The sequence below is a fragment of the Kitasatospora sp. NPDC054768 genome, from assembly GCF_053612025.1.
The window spans coordinates 1-9,157 of sequence record NZ_JBSHBN010000247.1 but is presented as its reverse complement, the minus strand read 5'-3'; the positions used below and the strand labels follow the sequence as shown (position 1 = coordinate 9,157).

General features: G+C 71.0%; 6 protein-coding genes and 1 tRNA gene. 6 read left to right on the top strand and 1 reads right to left on the bottom strand.

Features of this window, described 5'->3' with window-relative positions:
• Positions 1–26: 26 nt before the first annotated feature.
• Positions 27–110, bottom strand: a tRNA-Leu gene (locus ACWGKU_RS38955).
• Positions 111–532: 422 nt separating this feature from the next.
• Here ACWGKU_RS38955 and ACWGKU_RS38950 point away from each other — a divergent pair.
• The 6 genes from ACWGKU_RS38950 to pknB all read left to right on the top strand — a co-directional run bounded on the left by ACWGKU_RS38950 (position 533) and on the right by pknB (position 9,049).
• Positions 533–1,399, top strand: a complete 867-nt coding sequence (locus tag ACWGKU_RS38950; RefSeq protein ID WP_359912199.1) for a DUF3662 and FHA domain-containing protein — start codon at positions 533–535, stop codon at positions 1,397–1,399.
• Between the two features lie 46 nt (positions 1,400–1,445).
• Positions 1,446–2,000 (top strand): FHA domain-containing protein FhaB/FipA, encoded by a 555-nt coding sequence (locus ACWGKU_RS38945; RefSeq protein ID WP_452180310.1) that lies wholly within the window; start codon positions 1,446–1,448, stop codon positions 1,998–2,000.
• A gap of 54 nt (positions 2,001–2,054) precedes the next feature.
• Positions 2,055–3,671: a PP2C family protein-serine/threonine phosphatase gene (locus tag ACWGKU_RS38940; RefSeq protein WP_401045842.1), complete on the top strand. Its 1,617-nt coding sequence runs from the start codon at positions 2,055–2,057 to the stop codon at positions 3,669–3,671.
• 157 nt (positions 3,672–3,828) lie between these two features.
• Positions 3,829–5,208, top strand: coding sequence for an FtsW/RodA/SpoVE family cell cycle protein (locus ACWGKU_RS38935; protein ID WP_359912237.1), 1,380 nt, complete (start codon positions 3,829–3,831; stop codon positions 5,206–5,208).
• On the top strand, positions 5,205–6,662 hold the full coding sequence (locus tag ACWGKU_RS38930; protein ID WP_380550405.1) for a peptidoglycan D,D-transpeptidase FtsI family protein: 1,458 nt from the start codon (positions 5,205–5,207) through the stop codon (positions 6,660–6,662). The genes ACWGKU_RS38935 and ACWGKU_RS38930 overlap by 4 nt, the downstream gene beginning before the upstream one ends.
• 260 nt (positions 6,663–6,922) lie before the next feature.
• Positions 6,923–9,049, top strand: a complete 2,127-nt coding sequence (pknB, locus tag ACWGKU_RS38925; protein ID WP_452180309.1) for a Stk1 family PASTA domain-containing Ser/Thr kinase — start codon at positions 6,923–6,925, stop codon at positions 9,047–9,049.
• The last annotated feature ends 108 nt before the right edge of the window (positions 9,050–9,157 follow it).

Below are 9,157 nucleotides of genomic sequence, written 5' to 3'. Positions count from 1 at the left end.
CAGCGTAGATCTGCGGGGCTTCGCTGTGCGCGAGGGGGGAGTTGAACCCCCACGCCCTTTCGGGCACTGGAACCTGAATCCAGCGCGTCTGCCTATTCCGCCACCCGCGCATGGGTGTTGTCCTCGTTGCCGACCGATCTTCCGGAGTGCTCGGTACCATCGGTACTTCGCACTTCTTTGGACCGGCCTCCCTTTCGGGCGGCCCTTCCGACATGGAAAACATTAGCACGACCCGGGGGGCTGCTCCGAATCCGTTGTCCGGGGACCCCGGTGACACTCGAACCAATGCCCGACGAACGCCCGTACGACTTCCGGAAGGGCGATCCGGCGGGCGCACCTGGCGTGCCGTACCCGGAATGCGTCACCCTGTGTGTCCGAGCCCACCCCCGGGCACCACACGGTCCGGGAACCGTACGGAAGGGCCCGGCGTGGATACGATCAGTACGGAAGTACCGCAAGTAGGAGGCGCGACCGGGTCCCGGGCGGGATCCGGCCGGCAGGCAGGCGAACGAACCCTGGAAGGGGGTGCCCCATGGGAGTGCTGAAGAAGTTCGAGCAGCGGCTCGAGGGTCTCGTCAACGGCACCTTCGCCAAGGTGTTCAAGTCCGAGGTCCAGCCCGTGGAGATCGCCGGGGCGCTGCAGCGCGAGTGCGACAACAACGCGAGCATCTGGAACCGCGACCGCACCGTCGTGCCGAACGACTTCATCGTCGAGCTGAGCCCGCACGACCACGAGCGGCTCAGCCCCTACTCCGGGCAGCTCGGCACCGAGCTGGCCGGCATGGTCCGCGAGTACGCGGAGGCCCAGCGGTACACGTTCATGGGTCCGCTCCAGGTGAACCTGGAGAAGGCCGACGACCTGGACACCGGGCTGTACCGGGTGCGCAGCCGCACCCTCGCGGCCGAGGAGCCCCCGCAGCAGCAGTACGCGCCGCCGCAGCCGGGCTACGACCGTCCGCCGGCCGCTCCCGCCCCCGGCGCACCGTGGCAGCAGCCCGGCGCCGGCCAGTACAGCGCGCCCCCGCCGCCGGCCGCGCCCCCCGCGATGCCCCCCGGCCCGCCCGCGCCCGCCGGCGGCAACGTCCGGGCCTTCCCCGGCGCCGGCCACGGCGGCGCCGGGATGCGCCGCTGGGTCGAGGTGAACGGCGCCCGGCACCAGATCACCGGCTCGGCCTGCGTGCTCGGCCGGTCGACCGAGGCGGACGTGCGGATCGACGACCCCGGGGTCTCCCGCAAGCACGCCGAGATCCGGCCCGGCACGCCCTCGATGGTGCTCGACCTGGGGTCCACCAACGGCATCGTGGTGGACGGACAGCACACCCAGCGCGCTACGCTCCGCGACGGCTCCCGAATCGTCGTGGGCTCCACCACCATCGTCTACCGGCAGGTCGAAGGGTAGTGTCCGAATTGTTCGCGCGCCTCGCTCACCGACTGGCGGGACGGCCATGTCAGAACTGACCCTCACGGTCATGCGGCTGGGCTTCCTGGCCGTGCTGTGGCTGTTCGTCATCGTCGCGATCCAGGTGATCCGCAGCGACCTGTTCGGCACCAAGGTGAACCCGCGGTCCTCCCGTCGCGGCACGAACGCCACGGCCGCCGGCGGCGCCGCCACCGCGACCCCCGTCACCGCCGCGCGTGCCGCGGCACCGGCCCAGACCGGCCCCGCGGCGGGCCAGACCCAGGGCGGCGGGGGGCGCCGTCGCGGCGGCCCGACCCAGCTCGTCGTGGTGCAGGGCTCGCTGGCCGGCACCACGGTGGCGCTCCAGGGCCAGACCATCACGCTCGGCCGCGCGCACGACTCCACCATCGTGCTGGACGACGACTACGCGTCCTCCCGGCATGCCAGGATCTATCCGGATCAGACTGGGCAGTGGACGGTCGAGGATCTAGGCTCCACCAACGGCACCTATCTGGACCGGCAGCGCCTGACCGCGCCCACCCCGCTCCAGCCGGGCATGCCGATCCGTATCGGCAGGACCGTCATCGAACTGCGGAAGTAGTTGGCGCATGAGGGACAGCATCCCGTCCATGACCCAGAGGGGGGCACAGGTCGCATGACCCTGGTGCTGCGCTTCGCCGCCGGCTCCCACAAGGGACTGATCCGGGAGGGGAACGAGGACTCCGGCTACGCCGGGCCGCGGCTGCTGGCCGTGGCCGACGGCATGGGCGGTGCCGCGGCCGGCGAGGTCGCGTCCTCCGAGGTGCTCGGCTCGATCGTCCGGCTGGACGAGGACGTGCCGGGCGCCGACCTGCTGACCCTGCTGGGCGACGCCGTCCAGGGCGCCAACGACCGGCTCCGGCTGATGGTCGAGGAGGACCCGCAGCTGGAGGGCATGGGTTGCACCCTGACCGCCATGCTGTGGACGGGTCAGCGGATGGGCCTGGTGCACGTCGGCGACTCCCGCGCCTACCTGCTGCGCGACGGCTCCCTGGTGCAGATCACCCAGGACCACACCTGGGTGCAGCGCCTGGTCGACGAGGGCCGGATCACGCCCGAGGAGGCCGAGACCCACCCGCAGCGCTCGCTGCTGATGCGGGCGCTGGACGGCCGCGGCCAGGTCGAGCCCGACCTGTCGATCCGCGAGGTCCGGGCCGGCGACCGCTACCTGATCTGCTCCGACGGCCTCTCCGGCCCGGTCAGCCACCAGACCCTCCAGGACACCCTCGGCAGCTACTACGCGCCCGAGCAGACCGTGCAGGAGCTGATCCAGCTCGCGCTGCGCGGCGGCGGTCCGGACAACATCACCTGCATCGTGGCGGACGTCATCGACGTCGGCGCCACGGACACCATGAGCGGCCAGTTCAACGACGTCCCGGTGGTGGTCGGCGCGGTCGCCGACGCCCCGCCGTCCTCGGCCGCCGCCGACCGCTCGATCGCGGACACCCCGGCCGGCCGCGCCGCCGGCCTCGGCCGCGGCCCGCAGGGCGCCTTCGGCCCGGCCGAGGGCTACCAGGAGGGCTACGGCGCCGCGCACGGCGGCTTCGGCCCCGCCGAGGGGTACGAGGGCGAGTACGGCTCCGGCGAGCCCTCGGTGTACGGCACCGAGGACTTCGACGAGGAGCGGCCCGCGAAGCGCAAGCGCAAGGGCCTGACCGTCTCGCTGGCCGTCCTGGTCACGCTCGGCCTGCTCGGCGGCGCCGGCTGGTTCGGCTACCAGTGGACCCAGGACCAGTACTACGTCGGCACCCAGGACGACCACGTCGCGATCTACCAGGGCATCAACCAGAACCTGGCCGGTCTGAGCCTGTCCTCGGTGCACTCCTCGTACAGCAGGATCCAGCTGAAGTGGCTGCCCGAGGACCAGCAGGTCCACGTGAAGAAGACCATCTCGGTCGGCAGCATGAAGGACGCCCAGTCCACGGTCAACGAGCTCGACGGCTGGGTCCAGCTCTGCCAGCGGGCGGCGAGGGCGACCGCCCCGGCCGCACCGCCGGCCACCCAGGCGGTGCAGGCCGCGTACCTGGCCACCACGCCCACCCCGACCGAGAAGAACCGCGGCCCGGCCGCGGCGACACCGACCACCTCGCCCTCGGGCACGCCGACGCCGACCGCTCCGGGGGCACCCGCCCCGGCGCCGAACACCACCCCTCCGGTGACCGGCGCGCAGGGCGACCAGGCTCCGCTGACCGACGAGGAAATCAGCCGGGCCAACTCCTGCCCGAAGCAGTGACATCCGTGATCCGACATAGGTCCGCCCCGAGCGGGCTTGCCGGCCGTCAGGGAGCGGTCACCACGTGAGCAGCTACGACCTGAGCGAAGAAACCACCCGGTCCGGCCGGCGCCGGGCGGCCGAACGTGCCGTCCCCCGCCGCCGGGGCAACACCACGATCTCCCCGCAGGAGACGCCCAACCGGCGCAACACCGAGCTGGCCCTGCTGGTCTTCGCGGTGCTGGTGCCGGTCCTCGCGTACGCCAACGTCGGCCTCGCGATGGACGGCAAGCTGCCCACCGGCATGCTCGGCTACGGGCTCGGCATGGGCGCCCTGGCGGTGGTCGCGCACCTGCTGGTGCGCCGCTTCGCGCCGTACGCGGACCCGCTGATGCTGCCGATCGCCACCCTGCTGAACGGGCTCGGGGTGGTGATGATCTGGCGGCTCGACAAGGCGGGCAAGCTGCTCAGGGGCAACTACCCGGCGGCCGAGAACCAGCTGATGTGGTCGGCCCTCGGGATCGCCGGCTTCATCGGGGTGATGGTGCTGCTGAAGGACCACCGGGTGTTGCAGCGCTACACCTACATCTCGATGGTGGTGGCCCTGGTCCTGCTCGCCGCGCCGGCCTTCTTCCCGTCCCGGGCGGAGGACTTCGGCGCCAAGATCTGGATCCGGATGGGCAGCTTCTCCATCCAGCCGGGCGAGTTCGCCAAGATCGTCCTGACGGTGTTCTTCGCCGGCTACCTGATGGTCAAGCGGGACGCCCTGGCGCTGGCCAGCCGCCGGTTCATGGGCCTGTACCTGCCGCGCGGCCGCGACCTCGGCCCGATCGTCGTGATCTGGCTGCTCAGCCTGCTGATCCTGATCTTCGAGAACGACCTGGGCACGTCCTTCCTGTTCTTCGGCCTGTTCGTGGTGATGCTCTACGTCGCCACCGAGCGGACCAGCTGGATCCTGTTCGGCCTGCTGATGTCGGTCGGCGGCGCCGTCGCGGTCGCCTCGACCGCCAGCCACGTGAAGGTCCGCATCGACGCCTGGCTCGACCCGATGGCCGCCTTCAGCGCGAACCCGCCGAAGGGCGCCACCGAGCAGATCGGCCAGTCGCTGATGGCGCTCGGCTCGGGCGGGGTCACCGGCTCCGGCCTCGGCCAGGGCCGCTCCTGGCTGATCGCCTTCGCGGCCAAGAGCGACTTCATCCTGGGCTCCTTCGGCGAGGAGCTCGGACTGACCGGTCTGATGGCGATCTTCCTGCTGTACGCGCTGCTGGTGCAGCGCGGCCTGCGCACCGCGCTCGCCGCCCGCGACCCGTTCGGCAAGCTGTTCGCCGTCGGCCTCTCCTCGGCGATGGCGATCCAGGTGTTCGTCGTGGCCGGCGGTGTCACCGGGCTGATCCCGCTCACCGGTATGACCATGCCGTTCCTCGCCCAGGGCGGTTCGTCCGTGGTCGCCAACTGGGCGCTGGTCGCGATCCTGCTGAAGATCAGCGACAGCGCCCGCCGGCCCGGGGCCGAACCGGCCCCGGCCGCCACCGAGGGCCAGGGAGGACCCGCCCGATGAACAAGCCGATCCGCCGGGTCTCGATCTTCTGCCTCGTCCTGATCCTGGCCCTGATGGTGCGCACCAACTGGGTGCAGGGCGTCCAGGCCGAGTCCTGGGCCACCAACAAGAACAACAAGCGCCAGCTGTACGACCGCTACGCCCACCCGCGCGGCAACATCATCGTCAGCGGCCAGCCGGTCACGAAGTCGGACTTCGTCGACGGCCTGCGCTACAAGTACAAGCGCTCCTGGGTCGACGGCCCGATGTACGCCCCGGTGACCGGTTACTCCTCCCAGGCCTACGGCTCCAACCAGTTGGAGAACCTGGAGGACGGCATCCTCTCCGGGACGGACGACCGGCTGTTCTTCCGCAACACCCTGGACATGCTGACCGGCGAGCAGAAGCGCGGCGGCGACGTCGTCACCACCATCAATGCCAAGGTCCAGAAGGCGGCCTTCGACGCCATGGGCAACAAGAAGGGCGCGGTGGTCGCCCTCGACCCGAAGACCGGCGCGATCCTCGGGCTGGTCTCCACCCCGTCCTACGACCCCGGCACCTTCGCCGGCGGCGAGGCCGCCGACACCAAGGCGTGGACGGACCTCAACGCGGACCCGAACAAGCCGATGCTCAACCGGGCGCTGAAGGAGACCTATCCGCCCGGCTCGACCTTCAAGCTGGTCACCGCGACCGCGGCGTTCGAGAACGGCCGGTACCAGAGCATCGACGACGCCACGGACACGCCCGAGCCGTACATCCTGCCGAACACGACCACCCAGCTGAAGAACGAGAGCCCGAACGAGCGCTGCGAGAACGCGACCGTCAAGTCCGGGATGGACCAGTCCTGCAACACGGTCTTCGCCAAGATGGGCGCGGACCTGGGCAAGGAGCGGATGCGCGCGCAGGCCGAGAAGTTCGGCTTCAACAGCACGATCGACACCCCGGTCCGGTCCGAGAAGAGCGTCTTCCCGGACAGCCCGAGCCTGGACGGCACCGCCCAGGACTCGATCGGCCAGCACGACACCCGCGCCACCCCGCTCCAGATGGCCATGGTCTCCGCCGCCATCGCCAACAACGGCAGCCTGATGCAGCCGTACCTGGTCGACCAGGAGCGCTCGGCCACCCTGACCACCGTCTCCAAGCACACCGAGAAGCAGTTCTCCCAGCCGATGAGCCCGGCCACCGCACAGAAGATGCAGGACCTGATGGTCTCGGTGGTCGAGAACGGCACCGGCACCAACGCCAAGATCCCCGGCCTCCAGGTCGGCGGCAAGACCGGCACCGCGCAGCACGGCGAGGACAACGCGGGGCTGCCCTTCGCCTGGTTCACCTCCTGGGCCAAGACCGCGGACGGCCAGTCGGTCGCGGTCGCGGTGGTGGTCGAGGACGGTTCCCAGAACCGCGACGGCATCAGCGGCGGCCGGCTCGCGGCCCCGATCGCCAAGGCGGTGATGCAGGCCGCTCTCGGCAAGTAGGAGCGTGGATCCGAGGTGAGGGGAACGTCACGATCGCCGGCCCCGTCCGGATACCGGTCTGATATCGGCCGACGGCTGACTCCGGTCCGGTGCGGTGCGACCGGTAGCGTATCCGCCAGCAGCGGGTGTGCCCGTTGCCGCCCGCGAGGCACCGCACGGCTCGGCCGGAGAACCGGTCGCGGGCCGCGCGGCGTCACCCAGAGCGTGCGGGGACACCTACGTCACAACCTCACCGGCGGGTGAGGGAGAGGGTCTGAACTATGGAAGAGCCTCGTCGCCTCGGCGGCAGGTACGAGCTCGGCGGCGTCCTCGGACGCGGCGGCATGGCCGAGGTGTACCTCGCCCATGACACCCGACTCGGCCGCTCCGTCGCAGTGAAGACGCTCCGGGCCGACATGGCCCGGGATCCGTCGTTCCAGGCCCGCTTCCGCCGCGAGGCGCAGTCGGCCGCGTCCCTGAACCATCCCGCGATCGTCGCCGTGTACGACACCGGCGAGGACTACATCGACGGCATCTCCATCCCGTACATCGTGATGGAGTACGTCGAGGGGTCCACGCTGCGCGAGCTGCTGCACTCCGGCCGCCGGCTGCTGCCCGAGCGCGCCCTGGAGATGACCATCGGCATCCTCCAGGCCCTGGAGTACTCGCACCGGGCCGGCATCGTGCACCGCGACATCAAGCCGGCCAACGTGATGCTGACCCGGCAGGGCAACGTCAAGGTCATGGACTTCGGCATCGCCCGTGCGATGGGTGACGCCGGTATGACCATGACGCAGACCTCGGCCGTCATCGGCACCGCCCAGTACCTCTCCCCCGAGCAGGCCAAGGGCGAGCAGGTCGACGCCCGCTCCGACCTCTACTCCACCGGCTGCCTGCTCTACGAGCTGCTGACCGTCCGCCCGCCGTTCGTCGGCGACTCGCCGGTCGCGGTGGCCTACCAGCACGTCCGGGAGGAGCCGCAGCCGCCGTCCGTCTTCGACCCCGAGGTGCGCCCCGAGGTCGACGCGATCGTGCTGAAGGCGCTCGCCAAGGACCGCGACTACCGCTACCAGACCGCCGACGAGATGCGCGACGACATCGAGCGCTTCCTCGACGGCCTGCCGGTGGCCGCCGCCCAGCAGGCCGCGTACGGCATGGGCGCGGCCGGGTACGGCTACGACCAGAACGGCTACCCGCAGCAGCACGACCCGTACGGCCAGACCAACGTGCTGCCGCAGCAGCCCGGCGGCGGCCCGACCACCGTCCTGCCGCAGGCCTCCGGGCAGCCCGGCTACGGGCAGCAGGGCGGCTACCCGGACGACGGCTACGGCCAGACCTACGCCGGCGCCGCGGGCGGCGGCAACGACGGCTACGACGACGGCTACGGCCGCGGCGGCGGCGGCCGGCGCGGCGAGGACCCGCCGAAGAAGAGCAACACCTCCTGGGTCGTGCTGGCGGTGGCCGCCGTGCTGGTCCTGGTCGGCACCTTCTTCGTCGCCCAGGCGATGTTCGGCGACAAGGGCACCAAGGAGGCCGCGAAGGTCACCGCCCCGAACCTGGTCGGCAAGACCCTGGCCGAGGCCAAGACGGCCGCCGCCGGGGTCGGCCCCAAGCTCGTGGTGACCGAGGGCGACAAGATCGCCTGCCCGGACACCAACGTCAAGAAGGACCAGGTCTGCACCCAGACCCCGACGCCGGGCACCCAGGTCGCGGAGACGTCCACCATCACGGTGCAGGTCTCCTCGGGCCCGGCCAAGGCGCAGGTCCCCGGCGTGGTCGGCAAGCCCAAGGACCAGGCCGTCAAGGCGCTCGCCGACCTCGGCTTCACCAACGTCACCACCGAGTACAAGGACGACGACAACGCCGCGCAGGACACCGTCACCGCCCAGGACCCGGCGGCCAACGCGGCCGTCGACCCGAGCGCCGCGATCAAGCTGACCGTGTCGCAGGGCAAGACCAAGGTGAACGTGCCGAACGTGGTCGGCTCCCAGAAGGAGGACGCGACGGCCACCCTCCAGGGCCTCGGCTTCCAGGTGGACGCCTCGAAGACCGTGCCGGCCCCCGACCCGAGCAAGGTCAACACCGTCGCCTTCCAGTCGGTCCCGGCCAACACCAAGGCCCCGGCCAACACCAAGATCTCGCTGACCGTCTTCAAGGCGCAGGACAAGCCCCAGGTCCCGCCGCTGGCGAACGTCAAGCTGGGCGACGCCGCCAACCAGCTGAAGGCGCTCGGCCTGACCTACGTCGTGGTCAGCGGCCCCGCCGACCCGAACGCGACGGTGCAGCAGACCAACCCGCCTGCCGGCACCCAGGTCGACCCGAACACCCAGATCCAGCTGTACACCAAGGCGGCCGAGCCGCCCAAAGGGGGCGACCCCACCACCACACCCCCCAAAGGGGACCACTAAGCCTCCGATATTCCCCTGGTTCGGCTGAACCGGGGGACCAGCAGCACGGAGCACGCCCGAGGGCCCCCCGCAACGCTTGCGGCGGGCCCGCGGGCGTTCCGTACCCGG

Bases quoted from the DNA above. Each gene is read 5' to 3' on its own strand.
- ACWGKU_RS38950 (WP_359912199.1), top strand. From the start codon at position 533: ATGGGAGTGCTGAAGAAGTTCGAGCAGCGGCTCGAGGGTCTCGTCAAC.
- ACWGKU_RS38945 (WP_452180310.1), top strand. From the start codon at position 1,446: ATGTCAGAACTGACCCTCACGGTCATGCGGCTGGGCTTCCTGGCCGTG.
- ACWGKU_RS38940 (WP_401045842.1), top strand. From the start codon at position 2,055: ATGACCCTGGTGCTGCGCTTCGCCGCCGGCTCCCACAAGGGACTGATC.
- ACWGKU_RS38930 (WP_380550405.1), top strand. From the start codon at position 5,205: ATGAACAAGCCGATCCGCCGGGTCTCGATCTTCTGCCTCGTCCTGATC.
- pknB (WP_452180309.1), top strand. From the start codon at position 6,923: ATGGAAGAGCCTCGTCGCCTCGGCGGCAGGTACGAGCTCGGCGGCGTC.